The following is a 12,986-nucleotide window of genomic DNA, read 5'->3' as shown; positions in this document are numbered from 1 at the left end:
GGGCCCGACCCCACGGCGTCGGCCCCTCCCTGACCTGTACTTGTGCAGGTCAGGGAGGTCGTGACACGGCAGCCGCTACACGTTGAAGCGGAACTCCACCACGTCGCCGTCCTGCATGACGTACTCCTTGCCCTCCATACGGGCCTTGCCCTTGGAGCGGGCCTCGGCGACCGAGCCGGCTTCCAGGAGGTCGGCGAAGGAGATGACCTCGGCCTTGATGAAGCCCTTCTGGAAGTCGGTGTGGATGACACCGGCGGCCTCGGGGGCCGTCGCGCCCTGGGGGATGGTCCAGGCGCGGGACTCCTTGGGGCCGGCCGTCAGGTAGGTCTGGAGGCCGAGGGTGGCGAAGCCGACGCGGGCGAGGATGGCCAGGCCGGGCTCCTCGGCGCCGACGGACTCCAGGAGCTCCAGGGCGTCCGCCTCGTCGAGCTCGGCGAGGTCCGCCTCCAGCTTGGCGTTGAGGAAGATCGCCTCGGCGGGGGCCACCAGGGCGCGCTGCTCGTCCTTGAAGGACTCGTCCGTCAGCTCGTCCTCGTCGACGTTGAAGACGTAGAGGAAGGGCTTGCTGGTGAGGAGGTGGAGGTCGTGGAGGAGCTCCGCCTTCTCCGAGCCCTGGACGACGCCCTGCGAGAAGAGGGTGTCGCCGCGCTCCAGGATCTCCTTCGCCGCCTCGACGGCCGCGACCTTGGGCCCGATGTCCTTCTTGATCCGCGACTCCTTGGCCAGGCGCGGGAGGACCTTCTCGATGGTCTGGAGGTCGGCGAGGATCAGCTCGGTGTTGATCGTCTCGATGTCGTCCTTCGGCGAGACCTTGCCGTCGACGTGCACGACGTTCTCGTCCTTGAAGGCCCGGATGACCTGGCAGATCGCGTCCGACTCGCGGATGTTCGCGAGGAACTTGTTGCCCAGGCCCTCGCCCTCGCTCGCGCCGCGCACGATGCCGGCGATGTCGACGAAGTCGACCGTCGCCGGGAGCAGCCGCTGCGAGCCGAAGATGTCGGCGAGCTGCTGCAGGCGCGGGTCCGGGACGCCGACGACGCCGACGTTGGGCTCGATCGTGGCGAACGGGTAGTTGGCCGCCAGCACGTCGTTCTTGGTCAGGGCGTTGAACAGGGTCGACTTGCCGACATTCGGCAGGCCGACGATTCCGATCGTGAGCGACACGGTGGCGACTTCCCTATGAGGAGTGGAGGTGGGGCGATCCCCCAGTTTACGGGGCGCGCGTCCGGGTCCCGCCGCTCGCACCGAGGGGTGCCCCGGACCGTGACCCCGGGCGGACCGACCCGGCCAGGACGGCCCTCTTCGCGCCAAGGTCACCCAAAGGGCGTGTCCCGTACGGGGTTCCCGGGCCGTTCCGACCTACGTTGGTGGGGTGGAGCAGCACAAGACACGTAAGCCGCAGCCCCGCCGACCCGCCGCGGGCCGGCCGCAGGGCCCCGTGACGCCGCCCGGCGCGCTGGTCGAGGGTGCCGCGGTGTACCGCGTGGCCGCCCGGCCCCGGCCCGGCCGGCCGCGGGTGGAGCGGCCCGCGCCGCCCGTCGTGGTGGCGCTGCGCCGGCTGCCCAATCCGCGGCTCACCGGGCTCGGCGCCGGGCTCTTCGCGTCCGCCGTGATGCTGGTGATCGGCTTTCTGGACTGGCTGATCCTCGACGGTTCACCGCTCGCCTACGGGCTGCTGTTCCTGCCGGTCAGCGCGCTGACCGCGCTGTGGGTCCGTACCGCCGACCTGGTCACCGCGCCGATCAGCGTGCCGATCGCGTTCGCCGTGGGCGTGGTGCCGATCTCCGGCGGTACGGGCGGGGTCGGCGGGCAGGCGATGGCCCTGGTCACGGCGCTGGCCGTGCACGCGGGCTGGCTGTACGGCGGCACTCTCGTCGCCGGTGTCATCGCGAGCGTACGCAAGGTGCGGGACATGGGGCGCCGTCAGCGTGCCGCCGCGGCAGCCGGCGGCGGCAAGCCCGTACGCCCGGTACGCCGCCCGGCCCCCGAGCGCGGCTAGCAGAGGCAGGGGCCGAGGCAGGAGCAGGGAGAGGCCCCCTATCCCTTCGCCGCCATCGCCGCGCCCACGATGCCCGCGTTGTTCTGCAGCTCCGCCGGGACGATCTCGGCGCGGATGTCCTCGATCAGCGGCAGGAACTTGTCCGCCTTGCGGCTCACGCCGCCGCCGATGATGAAGAGCTCCGGCGAGAACAGCATCTCCACGTGCGCCAGGTACTTCTGCAGCCGCCGGGTCGCCCAGTGCTCCCAGCTCAGGTCCTCGTCCTCGCGGGCCTTCGACGAGGCGCGCTTCTCGGCGTCGTGGCCCTTGAGCTCCAGGTGGCCCAGCTCGGTGTTGGGGACCAGGGTGCCGTCGACGAAGACGGCCGAGCCGATGCCGGTGCCGAGGGTCAGCAGGATGACGGTGCCCTTGCGGCCGCGGCCCGCGCCGAAGGTCATCTCGGCGATGCCGGCGGCGTCGGCGTCGTTGAGGACGGTCACCGGGAGCCCGCCGAGGCGGTCGGCGAGCAGCTTGCCCGCGTCGACGCCGATCCAGCGCTTGTCGACGTTGGCGGCGGTGCGGATGGTGGAGCCGGTGACCACCCCGGGGAAGGTGACGCCGACCGGGCCCGACCAGCCGAAGTGCTCGACGACCTCGACGACGCGGCCCGCGACGTCGTCGGGCGTCGCGGGCTGCGGGGTGAGCACCTTGTGGCGCTCCTGGGCGAGGTCGCCGCGGCCGAGGTCCACGGGCGCGCCCTTGATGCCCGATCCGCCGATGTCCACTCCGAAGACGTTCATGGACCCAACGTTACGGGCCGGAGCGCTCCGTCACTCGTTTTCGACGAGGGCCGCGGCCTTGGCGCGCAGGTCCTGGTCGCGCAGCTCCTTCGGGAGGGAGAAGGTCAGCGACTCGTCGGCGGTCTTGACCAGCTCGACGTCCACGTAGCCGCGCTGGGACAGCCACTCCAGGACCTCCTGGACGAGGACGTCCGGCACCGAGGCGCCCGAGGAGAGGCCGACGCTGGTGACGCCCTCCAGCCAGGCCTCGTCGATCTCGCTCGCGAAGTCGACCAGGTACGCGGCGGGGGCGCCGGCCTGCTTGGCGACGTCGACCATGCGCTGCGAGTTGGAGGAGTTCTTGGAGCCGACCACGATGACCAGCTCGGACTGGCCGGCGAGCTCCTTGATGGCGGTCTGGCGGTTCTGCGTGGCGTAGCAGATGTCGTCGGAGGGCGGGGAGATCAGCTCGGGGAACTTCTCCTTGAGCGCGTCCACCGTCTCCATGGTCTCGTCGACCGAGAGCGTGGTCTGGGAGAGCCAGACGACCCGGGACGGGTCGCGGACCTCGACCTTGGCGACGTCCTCGGGGCCGTCGACGAGCTGGATGTGGTCGGGGGCCTCGCCGGAGGTGCCGATGACCTCCTCGTGGCCCTCGTGGCCGATGAGGAGGATGTCGAAGTCCTCGTTGGCGAACCGCACGGCCTCCTTGTGGACCTTGGTGACCAGCGGGCAGGTGGCGTCGATGGTCTTCAGGCGGCCCTCGCGGGCCTCCTCGTGCACGGTCGGGGCGACGCCGTGGGCGGAGAACATCACGATGTTGCCCGGCGGCACCTCGGTCGCCTGGTCGACGAAGATCGCGCCCTTCCGCTCCAGGGTCTGGACGACGTACTTGTTGTGGACGATCTCGTGCCGGACGTAGATCGGGGCGCCGTACTGTTCGAGCGCCTTCTCCACGGCGATCACGGCACGGTCCACGCCCGCGCAGTAGCCGCGGGGAGCGGCGAGCAGGACACGCTTCGGGCGGTTGGCGGCGGGCGTCGCAGTCATGGTCCCCATCGTAAGGCCGCGCGGGTGGGTGGCTGATCGGCGTTCCGGTCGGCGTTTTGATCAGCGGTTCGCCTTGCGGCGTGGCCGAGACTTGCGCCATGGCTGAGGAATCCCAGGTGCGGGACGAAGCACCCGACCACGAGGGGCTTCGGCGGAATCTGGGCTTTCGCGACCTGGTGGTCTACGGGCTCCTGTTCATCGCCCCGATGGCGCCGGTCGGCGTGTTCGGCACGCTCGACGCCAAGTCGCATGGCGCGGTCGCACTCGTGTACGTGGTGGCCACGGTCGCCATGGGCTTCACGGCCTTCAGTTACGCGCAGATGGTGCGGGTCGCGCCGCGGGCCGGGTCGGTCTTCACGTACGCCCGTACGGCGCTGGGCGAGGGCCCCGGTTTCGTGGCCGGGTGGATGGCGCTGCTCGACTACCTCCTCATCCCGGCGGTCGCGTATCTCTTCGCCGGCATCGCGATGGAGGCGCTGGTCCCCGAGGTGCACCGCTGGGTGTGGACCGGGATCGCGGTGGTCGTGACGACCCTGCTGAACCTGTGGGGGGTACGGGCCGCGGCCCGGGTCGGTTTCGCGGTGCTCGCGATGGAGCTCGTGGTGCTCCTCGTCTTCGTGGTCTCGGCGGTCGTCGTGCTCGTACGGAACGGGCCGCAGCGGGACTGGTGGTCGCCGCTGACCGGTGACGGGGGCTTCTCGGTGGCGGCGGTCGTCGGCGCGGTGTCGGTGGCCGTGCTGTCGTACCTCGGCTTCGACGCGATCGCCTCCTTCGCGGAGGAGGTGACCGGCGGGCCGTCGAAGGTGGCGCGGGCGGTGCTGTTCTGTCTGGTGCTGGCGGGTGCGCTGTTCGTGGCGCAGACCTGGCTGGTGGCGCTGCTCGAACCGGTCTCGTCGGCGGAGCTGGCGGTCGAGCCGGCGCGGCAGGGTTCGGCGTTCTACGACGCGGTGGACACGTCCGTGGGCGGGTGGCTGCACGACCTGGTGGCGGTGTCGAAGGCGATCGGCGCGGCCTTCGCGGCGCTCGCCGGGCAGGCGGCGGGCGGCCGGCTGCTCTTCGCAATGGGCCGGGACCGGCGCCTGCCGCACCTCCTGGCCCGTACCGACTCCGGCGTGCCGCGGGTGGCGCTGCTCGTCTCGGCGACGGTCACGATGATCGCGGCGGTGTGGGCCGCCCGCAGTGACGACGGCCTCGACCATCTGGTCTCGGTCGTCGACATCGGCGCCCTCACCGCCTTCGTGCTGCTGCACGCGAGCGTGGTGAGCTGGTTCGCCGTCCGCCGCATGGCCGGCCCGCCCCGCTGGCTGCCGCACGTCGTGGCGCCCGTCCTCGGCGCGGCCATCCTGATCGCGGTGATCGTGGAGGCGTCCCCCTCGGCGCAGGTGGTGGGTGTGATCTGGTTCGGCATCGGGCTTGTGGTGCTCGCGATGCAGGGGGTGCGGCGGCCGATGCCGTGAGGTGGGGTGGGATGGGGTGGGGTGGGGTGGGCCCCGCACGGCGGACTTACGGTGTCCGACCCTCCCGTTACGCTCGGTGCATGGGTCTGAACACGTCAGCGGAAGCGCCGATCCCCGTCGGTGAGGTGTCCCGGCTGATCGGGGGGTGGATCGATCGGTTGGGGGCGATCTGGGTCGAGGGGCAGATCACGCAGTTGTCGCGGCGGCCGGGGGCCGGCGTGGTGTTCCTGACGCTGCGGGATCCGTCGTACGACATCTCGATCAATGTCACCTGCTATCGCCAGGTCTTCGACGCCGTCGCGGACGTCGTGTCCGAGGGCGCCCGGGTGATCGTGCACGCGAAGCCGGAGTGGTACGCGCCGCGGGGGCAGTTGTCTTTGCGGGCCGCGGAGATACGGCCGGTCGGGATCGGCGAGCTGCTCGCGCGCCTGGAGATGCTGAAGCGGACGCTGGCCGCGGAGGGACTGTTCGCGCTCGACCGGAAGAAGCCGGTGCCGTTTCTGCCGCAGTTGATCGGCCTGGTCTGCGGCCGGGCGTCGGCGGCCGAGCGGGACGTGCTCGAGAACGCGCGGCGTCGCTGGCCCGCCGTCCGGTTCGAGGTGCGGAACGTGGCGGTGCAGGGCGTGAAGGCCGTGCCGCAGGTGATCCAGGCGGTGCGGGAGCTCGACGCGCACGCGGGGGTCGACGTGATCGTGGTGGCCCGGGGCGGCGGCAGCGTCGAGGACCTGCTGCCGTTCTCGGACGAGCAGCTGATCCGGGCGGTGGCGGAGTGCCGTACGCCGGTGGTGTCGGCGATCGGCCACGAGCCGGACTCGCCGCTGCTCGACCTGGTCGCGGACCTGCGGGCGTCCACGCCCACCGACGCCGCCAAGAAGGTGGTGCCGGACGTGGGCGAGGAGCTGGACCGGGTGCGCGGGATGCGGGACCGGGCGCTGCGCGCCGTACGGGGGCTCCTGGAGCGGGAGGAGCGGGGGCTCGCGCACGCGCTCGCCCGGCCGGTCATGGAGCACCCGCAGCGGATGGTCGAGGTCCGCGAGGACGAGCTCGACGCGCTGCTCGCCCGCAGCCGCCGTACCTTCGGGCATCTGCTCGACCGGGCCGACTCGGAGCTCTCGCACACCCGGGCCCGGGTCCGCGCGCTGTCCCCGGCGGCCACGATGGAGCGGGGTTACGCGGTGCTCCAGCGCGCCGACGGCTCGGTGGTGCGGGACCCGGCGGAGGTCGCGGCGGACGAGGAGCTGCGGGCCCGGGTGGCGGCGGGCGAGTTCACCGTCCGGCGCGTGGACGGCTGACGGGCGGACGACCGACGGGCGCGGCTTCCGTATCCGGCCGAAAAGCATCGAACGAACAAGACGACCTGACAGACGAAGGTGGAACCCATGGCAGCGCGCAACGGCACCGAAGAGACTGCGACCGCACTCGGCTACGAGCAGGCGCGTGACGAGCTCATCGAGGTCGTCCGGCGCCTGGAGGCGGGCGGCACGAGCCTGGAGGAGTCGCTCGCGCTCTGGGAGCGCGGCGAGGAGCTGGCGAAGGTGTGCCGGCACTGGCTCGAAGGGGCCCGGGCCCGGCTCGACGCCTCGCTGGCGGCTGAGCGCACCGAGGGCGAGGGCGGCGGCGAGGCCGCGTCCGACGGGGAGTGACGGCTCGGTCGGGCGGGGTGTGACGGGACGGACGTGACGGGCGGGTCCGCAGGCGTCCCGCCGGGCACGTACACTCGGGTCTGTGAAGCGGATCACTATCCGGTTCGGATAGTTGAAATTTCACCTACTCCGGACGTACTGTCGAGACATCGCTCGAATCCCGACGGGCGAACCCCTTGCAGTCCGGAAGGTATGCAGCATGTCTCTCGCTCTTGACCCCGCCGCCCAGGACCTCCTCTTCCGCGAGGCCCGCACTGCCAACACGTTCACCGACGAGCCGGTGACCGACGAGCAGGTCCAGGCGATCTACGACCTGGTCAAGTTCGGCCCCACCGCCTTCAACCAGAGCCCGCTGCGCATCACCCTGGTCCGCTCCCCCGAGGCCCGTGAGCGTCTGGTCAAGCACATGGCCGAGGGCAACCAGGCCAAGACCGCTTCCGCCCCGCTGGTCGCGATCCTCTCCGCCGACAACGAGTTCCACGAGGAGCTCCCGGCCCTGCTCCCGCACTTCCCGCAGGCCAAGGACATGTTCTTCGCGGAGCGTCCGGTCCGTGAGGGCTCCGCGCTGCTGAACGCCGCCCTCCAGGCCGCGTACTTCATCGTGGGCGTCCGCGCCGCCGGGCTGGCCGCCGGCCCGATGACCGGTCTCGACTTCGCCGGCGTCCAGAAGGAGTTCCTGGACGACGACCACACCCCGCTGATGGTGATCAACATCGGCAAGCCGGGCGAGGACGCCTGGTTCCCGCGCTCCCCGCGGCTGGCCTTCGACGAGGTCATCACCACCGTCTGATCCAGACTGATCAGACCGATCACGGCATGACGAAGGGCCCCGGTGCATCGCACCGGGGCCCTTCGTCATGCCGTGCGGCCCGCGCTCAGACCTTCTGCGGCTGCAGCGCGCCCGCCATCTGCGCCAGCCGGTCGAACGACGCCGTGCCCGTCACGACCGTCGTCGCGCCGCCCTCGGAACGCACCAGGGCGTCGTACTTCGGGCCCTCCCAGAGCTGCCACTCGCGGCCGCCCACCGACCGGGTCTTCCCGGTGTTCTTGGCCTCCATGGTCACCTTGGGCACGTACTTCTTCGGGTCCTCGGTGGACTGCTGGACGGCCACGTACTGGGTGTCCGGGTCCAGGAAACCGAGCCGCCAGGCGTCGTGCTCCTCGCGCTTGTACGAGACGACCGTCGCCTTCCAGTCGTCGCCGAGGCCCTGGGGGGCCAGCACCGGGTACGGCGCCGCCCGCTGGGCCGTCAGGAGCTCGACCCGGTAGTCCTTCGCCTCGACCGGGTCGGCCTTCTCGTCGTGCGGAATGAAGAGATACATCACGCCCGCGGCGACCATGATCACCGCGAGGGACTGGAACATCCCGCGTACCGTCTGCCTGCCTCGCATACCTGCCACGCCCCTTATGGTCGCATCAAGGGTTCGTGCTCATACGTGGGGCCCTCTGCTCAATTTGTCGACCTGACGATAGAGTCCTAGCACCCTCCTTATTTCCGGCCGTCGCCGTACAGAAAGGTGCGCTCCGATGACCGAGCACCACTTGTTGCCGCCCGAGCTCGAGGTTTCGCCCGAGGCTCCCGACCGCAACCTCGCCCTGGAACTGGTCCGTGTGACCGAGGCGGCCGCGATGGCCGCGGGCCGCTGGGTCGGCCGCGGCGACAAGATCGGCGCCGACGGGGCGGCCGTGAACGCCATGCGGACCCTGATCTCCACCGTCTCGATGAACGGCGTCGTCGTCATCGGCGAGGGCGAGAAGGACGAGGCCCCGATGCTCTTCAACGGAGAGCGCGTGGGCGACGGCACCGGCGCCGAGGTCGACATCGCGGTCGACCCGATCGACGGCACCACCCTGAACGCCAAGGGCATGCCGAACGCCATCGCCGTCCTCGCCGCCGCCGACCGCGGCTCCATGTTCGACCCGTCCGCGGTCTTCTACATGGACAAGCTGGTCACCGGCCCCGAGGCCGCCGACTTCGTGGACATCAACGCGCCCGTCTCGGTGAACATCCGCCGGGTCGCCAGGGCCAAGGGCATGAACGCCGAGGACGTCACCGTCGTCATCCTCGACCGCCCGCGCCACGAGGGCATCGTCAAGGAGATCCGCGAGACCGGCGCCCGGATCAAGTTCATCTCCGACGGCGACGTGGCCGGCTCGATCATGGCCGCCCGCGAGGGCACCGGCGTCGACCTGCTCATGGGCATCGGCGGCACGCCCGAGGGCATCATCTCGGCCTGCGCCATAAAGTGCCTGGGCGGTGTGATCCAGGGCAAGCTGTGGCCGAAGGACGAGGCGGAGCGGCAGAAGGCCCTGGACGCCGGGCACGACCTGGACCGGGTGCTCTCCACGAACGACCTGGTCTCCGGCGACAACGTCTTCTTCGTCGCCACCGGCATCACCGACGGCGAGCTGCTGCGCGGCGTGCGCTACCGCTCGGAGACCGCGACCACCCAGTCGCTGGTGATGCGCTCGAAGTCCGGCACGATCCGCCAGATCGACTCGACGCACCGGCTCGCCAAGCTGCGCGCCTACAGCAAGATCGACTTCGACCGGGCCAAGTAGCCCGGTCCGCCGGATCCGGCGGCGGTACGAAGAGGGGCGCCCCCATGTGCGGTGGGGGCGCCCCTTCTCGTACCCGTACGGACGCGGAAAGCGGTCCTGTCGGCCGGACCCGTCAGCCGGCCTGGGCGATCCGCTCGGCGCGCTCCGCGGCGGCGGCCTTGCGCAGCTCGACCTCGCGGCGGCGGCGCCGGGCGAGCACGACACGGCGCTCGGCGGCGGTGAGCCCGCCCCACACGCCGTACGGCTCGGGCTGCAGCAGCGCGTGCTCGCGGCAGTCGACCATCACGGGGCAGCGGGCGCAGACCCGCTTGGCGGCCTCCTCGCGGGAGAGCCGGGCGGCGGTCGGCTCCTTGGAGGGGGCGAAGAAGAGTCCGGCCTCGTCCCTCCGGCACACCGCCTCCGTGTGCCAGGGACCGGCCTCGTCCTCCCGAGCGGGGATCCGCTGGGGCGGCACGGCGGCGGCGACCCGGAGGGGCTGATGCGGCGTGTGCAGCACGGTCTACTCCTGACGACGGCTTCCGCGGGCGAGCGAGCGACGATGCACGAGCCCTACCCGCTGTGCGCGCGCCTATGCACTGCGTGCCGTGGTGTTCCGCAGCGCGGACAGCGGACGGCGAAATCCGGTCACCGCCGGGCCGGCCGGGAGGAGCGGAACGCGGGCGTCAGTGGCCGAGGTGCTTGCGCAACTTGTCCTGAACGAGGTTCTGCAGGTCGGTGACCCACTTGCCGCGCTTGGGACGGGCCTCGACGTTGCCGAAGACCGAGTAGCCGTTGACCATCACGACCGGGGCCTGCGGGTCGGCGCCCTCCAGGGTCACCACCTCGAAATTGCCGAAGATGCCGGTGCCGCTGCCGCGCATCGTCACGTTCTCCGGGACGCGGATCTCGACGTTGCCGAAGATCGAGGTGGCGTTGATGGTCGTGAGGCGCTGGGCGAAGATCGCCTCGGTCAGGTCGATCTCGATGCTGCCGAACAGCGAGAAGGCGTTGGTGCGGCGGCCGACCCGCCAGCGGCCCTTGCGGGTGGAGGCGGAGAAGACCGCGACCATGGTGTCCGCGGGGCCTTCGGGCTCCTCGGAGCCCCACAGGGTGGCGGACGACGGGGCCTGGCCGGTGCGGGCCGCGGGCAGGTCCCGGACGATCGGCTCCAGCTCGCCGACCGTCTTGGCCCGGTAGACGGCGTCGATCCGCTCCGAGTGCTCCTCGGCGTCGAGCCGGCCCTCCGCCAGCGCGTCCCGGAGGATGTCCGCGATCCGGTCCCGGTCGGCGTCGGAGGCGCGCAGCGAGCCCTGCGGATCCGCGTAGTCGGGCCGGGCCGCGGGGGTGGGCGCCGGGGCCGGGGCCGGGGCGGGTTCGGCGGGGGCGACCGGCTGCTGGGGCTGCTTTTCGAGGTCCACGACCTCAGCCTAGCGAAACGCGATAGATCGCGACTAGGGGGAGCCCCCGTGTCCTGTGGACAACTCCCCCGAACCGGCCACCGGTGGCGTCCGGTTGGACCGGCGGAGGGCCGGCGGAGGGCCGCCGGAGGGCCCGGCACGCGCCCGCGTGCCCCCGCGCGAGGGACAAAACGCCCCGCGCGAAGAAGCCCCGCCGGGCCGCGAATGCGCCATTCCGGCGCGGTCCCGCCGGCTAGTGAGCCTTACCTCACAGGATCGGGACCGCGCCCGCGTCTTACGCTGGAGGGCGCGCCCGCCAACGGAGGCGGCGCGCTGCTGTCGCCGAGTGAGGAATGGCTGCCCCCATGCCAGAGTTTGCGTACTCCGATCTGCTCCCGCTGGGAGAGGACACCACGCCCTACCGCCTGGTGACCTCCGAAGGTGTCTCCACCTTCGAGGCCGACGGCCGTACGTTCCTCAAGGTCGAGCCGGAGGCGCTGCGCAAGCTGGCCGCCGAGGCGATCCACGACATCCAGCACTATCTGCGCCCGGCCCACCTGGCGCAGCTGCGGCGGATCATCGACGACCCGGAGGCGTCGAGCAACGACAAGTTCGTCGCGCTCGACCTCCTCAAGAACGCGAACATCGCCGCCGCGGGTGTCCTGCCCATGTGCCAGGACACCGGCACCGCGATCGTCATGGGCAAGCGCGGCCAGAACGTGCTGACCCAGGGGCGCGACGAGGAGGCCCTGTCGAAGGGCATCTACGACGCGTACACCAAGCTCAACCTGCGCTACTCGCAGATGGCCCCGGTGACCATGTGGGAGGAGAAGAACACCGGCTCGAACCTGCCCGCGCAGATCGAGCTGTACGCGACGGACGGCGGCGCGTACAAGTTCCTCTTCATGGCGAAGGGCGGCGGCTCCGCCAACAAGTCGTACCTCTACCAGGAGACGAAGGCGGTCCTCAACGAGGCCTCCATGATGAAGTTCCTGGAGGAGAAGATCCGTTCGCTCGGTACGGCGGCCTGCCCGCCGTACCACCTGGCGATCGTGGTCGGCGGCACCAGCGCCGAGTTCGCGCTGAAGACCGCGAAGTACGCCTCCGCGCACTACCTGGACGAGCTGCCGACCGAGGGCGACGCCGCCACCGGCCACGGCTTCCGTGACAAGGAGCTGGAGGAGAAGGTCTTCGAGCTGACCCAGAAGATCGGCATCGGCGCGCAGTTCGGCGGCAAGTACTTCTGCCACGACGTGCGCGTGGTCCGCCTCCCCCGCCACGGCGCCTCGCTGCCGGTCGCGATCGCCGTGTCCTGCTCGGCGGACCGCCAGGCGGTCGCGAAGATCACCGCCGAGGGCGTCTTCCTGGAGCAGCTGGAGACCGACCCGGCGCGCTTCCTGCCGGACACGACGGACGAGCACCTCTCCGCGGACGGGGACGTCGTGAAGATCGACCTGAACCAGCCGATGGACACGATCCTGGCCGAGCTCACCAAGTACCCGGTGAAGACCCGGCTCTCGCTGACCGGCCCGCTGGTCGTGGCGCGCGACATCGCGCACGCCAAGATCAAGGAGCGCCTGGACGCGGGCGAGGAGATGCCGCAGTACCTGAAGGACCACCCGGTGTACTACGCGGGCCCGGCGAAGACCCCCGAGGGCTACGCCTCCGGTTCCTTCGGCCCGACGACGGCCGGCCGCATGGACAGTTACGTCGAGCAGTTCCAGGCGGCGGGCGGCTCCAAGGTCATGCTGGCCAAGGGCAACCGCAGCAACCAGGTCACGGACGCGTGCGGCACGCACGGCGGCTTCTACCTGGGCTCGATCGGCGGCCCGGCGGCGCGTCTCGCGCAGGACTGCATCAAGAAGGTCGAGGTCGTCGAGTACGAGGAACTCGGCATGGAGGCGGTCTGGAAGATCGAGGTCGAGGACTTCCCGGCGTTCATCGTGGTGGACGACAAGGGCAACGACTTCTTCCAGAACCCGGCCCCGGAGCCGACGTTCACCCACATCCCGGTGCGGCAGGGCTCCCAGCTGTCGTAACCCCGGGTAGCACGGAGAGCGTTCCACGGCGCCCCCGGTCCGTACGTACGGACCGGGGGCGCCGTCGTATCCCGCGTCATGTCCCGCTGGGAAAGTCGCTAC

General features: G+C 71.0%; 13 protein-coding genes. 7 read left to right on the top strand and 6 right to left on the bottom strand.

Going from position 1 to position 12,986, the window contains the following annotated elements:
* Positions 1-75 precede the first annotated feature (75 nt).
* Entirely contained in the window at positions 76-1,164 is a 1,089-nt protein-coding gene (ychF, locus tag JAO84_RS23840; RefSeq protein ID WP_370414688.1) for a redox-regulated ATPase YchF, read from the bottom strand.
* Positions 1,165-1,372: 208 nt separating this feature from the next.
* Between ychF and JAO84_RS23835 the strand changes: the two genes are divergently transcribed.
* On the top strand, positions 1,373-1,999 hold the full coding sequence (locus JAO84_RS23835; protein WP_265868757.1) for a DUF6542 domain-containing protein: 627 nt from the start codon (positions 1,373-1,375) through the stop codon (positions 1,997-1,999).
* A gap of 38 nt (positions 2,000-2,037) precedes the next feature.
* Here the strand turns inward: JAO84_RS23835 and ppgK are convergent, their stop codons facing one another.
* Positions 2,038-2,778, bottom strand: coding sequence for a polyphosphate--glucose phosphotransferase (ppgK, locus tag JAO84_RS23830; protein WP_370414687.1), 741 nt, complete (start codon positions 2,776-2,778; stop codon positions 2,038-2,040).
* 30 nt (positions 2,779-2,808) lie between these two features.
* Entirely contained in the window at positions 2,809-3,816 is a 1,008-nt protein-coding gene (locus JAO84_RS23825; protein WP_370414686.1) for a 4-hydroxy-3-methylbut-2-enyl diphosphate reductase, read from the bottom strand.
* An 89-nt stretch (positions 3,817-3,905) separates the two neighbouring features.
* On the opposite strand from JAO84_RS23825, the gene JAO84_RS23820 reads away from it, so the two are divergent.
* The 4 genes from JAO84_RS23820 to JAO84_RS23805 all read left to right on the top strand — a co-directional run bounded on the left by JAO84_RS23820 (position 3,906) and on the right by JAO84_RS23805 (position 7,697).
* The gene (locus tag JAO84_RS23820; protein WP_370414685.1) at positions 3,906-5,264 is read left to right on the top strand and encodes an APC family permease; all 1,359 of its coding nucleotides are present in this window, start codon (positions 3,906-3,908) and stop codon (positions 5,262-5,264) included.
* An 80-nt stretch (positions 5,265-5,344) separates the two neighbouring features.
* On the top strand, positions 5,345-6,556 hold the full coding sequence (gene xseA, locus JAO84_RS23815) for an exodeoxyribonuclease VII large subunit (RefSeq protein ID WP_370414684.1): 1,212 nt from the start codon (positions 5,345-5,347) through the stop codon (positions 6,554-6,556).
* 87 nt (positions 6,557-6,643) lie between these two features.
* Complete coding sequence (locus JAO84_RS23810; RefSeq protein ID WP_370414683.1) at positions 6,644-6,907, top strand: exodeoxyribonuclease VII small subunit; 264 nt, start codon at positions 6,644-6,646, stop codon at positions 6,905-6,907.
* Positions 6,908-7,106: 199 nt separating this feature from the next.
* Positions 7,107-7,697 carry a malonic semialdehyde reductase gene (locus JAO84_RS23805; protein WP_370414682.1) on the top strand — a complete coding sequence of 197 codons (591 nt, stop codon included), beginning with the start codon at positions 7,107-7,109 and terminating at the stop codon, positions 7,695-7,697.
* 85 nt (positions 7,698-7,782) lie between these two features.
* Here the strand turns inward: JAO84_RS23805 and JAO84_RS23800 are convergent, their stop codons facing one another.
* Positions 7,783-8,307, bottom strand: a complete 525-nt coding sequence (locus JAO84_RS23800; protein ID WP_370414681.1) for a DUF4245 domain-containing protein — start codon at positions 8,305-8,307, stop codon at positions 7,783-7,785.
* 127 nt (positions 8,308-8,434) lie between these two features.
* Between JAO84_RS23800 and glpX the strand changes: the two genes are divergently transcribed.
* Positions 8,435-9,469, top strand: coding sequence for a class II fructose-bisphosphatase (gene glpX, locus JAO84_RS23795; protein WP_370414680.1), 1,035 nt, complete (start codon positions 8,435-8,437; stop codon positions 9,467-9,469).
* Positions 9,470-9,581: 112 nt separating this feature from the next.
* Here glpX and JAO84_RS23790 read toward each other — a convergent pair whose 3' ends face one another.
* Together JAO84_RS23790 and JAO84_RS23785 are read right to left on the bottom strand one after the other, a co-directional pair.
* Positions 9,582-9,965 carry a WhiB family transcriptional regulator gene (locus JAO84_RS23790; protein ID WP_265868770.1) on the bottom strand — a complete coding sequence of 128 codons (384 nt, stop codon included), beginning with the start codon at positions 9,963-9,965 and terminating at the stop codon, positions 9,582-9,584.
* Positions 9,966-10,131: 166 nt separating this feature from the next.
* Positions 10,132-10,866, bottom strand: coding sequence for a DUF1707 domain-containing protein (locus JAO84_RS23785; protein ID WP_370414679.1), 735 nt, complete (start codon positions 10,864-10,866; stop codon positions 10,132-10,134).
* A gap of 344 nt (positions 10,867-11,210) precedes the next feature.
* Between JAO84_RS23785 and JAO84_RS23780 the strand changes: the two genes are divergently transcribed.
* On the top strand, positions 11,211-12,884 hold the full coding sequence (locus JAO84_RS23780; protein WP_265868774.1) for a fumarate hydratase: 1,674 nt from the start codon (positions 11,211-11,213) through the stop codon (positions 12,882-12,884).
* Positions 12,885-12,986: the final 102 nt, after the last annotated feature.

It is taken from the genome of Streptomyces fradiae, from assembly GCF_041270065.1.
Lineage (GTDB): Bacteria > Actinomycetota > Actinomycetes > Streptomycetales > Streptomycetaceae > Streptomyces.
Note: the sequence above shows the minus strand (reverse complement) of the source record. Positions and strands in the feature narration are given on the sequence as shown.

What these genes read in the sequence shown, in the direction of transcription:
- ppgK (WP_370414687.1), bottom strand. Translation starts at nt 2,778, where the DNA reads ATGAACGTCTTCGGAGTGGACATCGGCGGATCGGGCATCAAGGGCGCG.
- JAO84_RS23780 (WP_265868774.1), top strand. Translation starts at nt 11,211, where the DNA reads ATGCCAGAGTTTGCGTACTCCGATCTGCTCCCGCTGGGAGAGGACACC.
- JAO84_RS23825 (WP_370414686.1), bottom strand. Translation starts at nt 3,816, where the DNA reads ATGGGGACCATGACTGCGACGCCCGCCGCCAACCGCCCGAAGCGTGTC.
- glpX (WP_370414680.1), top strand. Translation starts at nt 8,435, where the DNA reads ATGACCGAGCACCACTTGTTGCCGCCCGAGCTCGAGGTTTCGCCCGAG.
- JAO84_RS23810 (WP_370414683.1), top strand. Translation starts at nt 6,644, where the DNA reads ATGGCAGCGCGCAACGGCACCGAAGAGACTGCGACCGCACTCGGCTAC.
- JAO84_RS23805 (WP_370414682.1), top strand. Translation starts at nt 7,107, where the DNA reads ATGTCTCTCGCTCTTGACCCCGCCGCCCAGGACCTCCTCTTCCGCGAG.
- xseA (WP_370414684.1), top strand. Translation starts at nt 5,345, where the DNA reads ATGGGTCTGAACACGTCAGCGGAAGCGCCGATCCCCGTCGGTGAGGTG.
- JAO84_RS23820 (WP_370414685.1), top strand. Translation starts at nt 3,906, where the DNA reads ATGGCTGAGGAATCCCAGGTGCGGGACGAAGCACCCGACCACGAGGGG.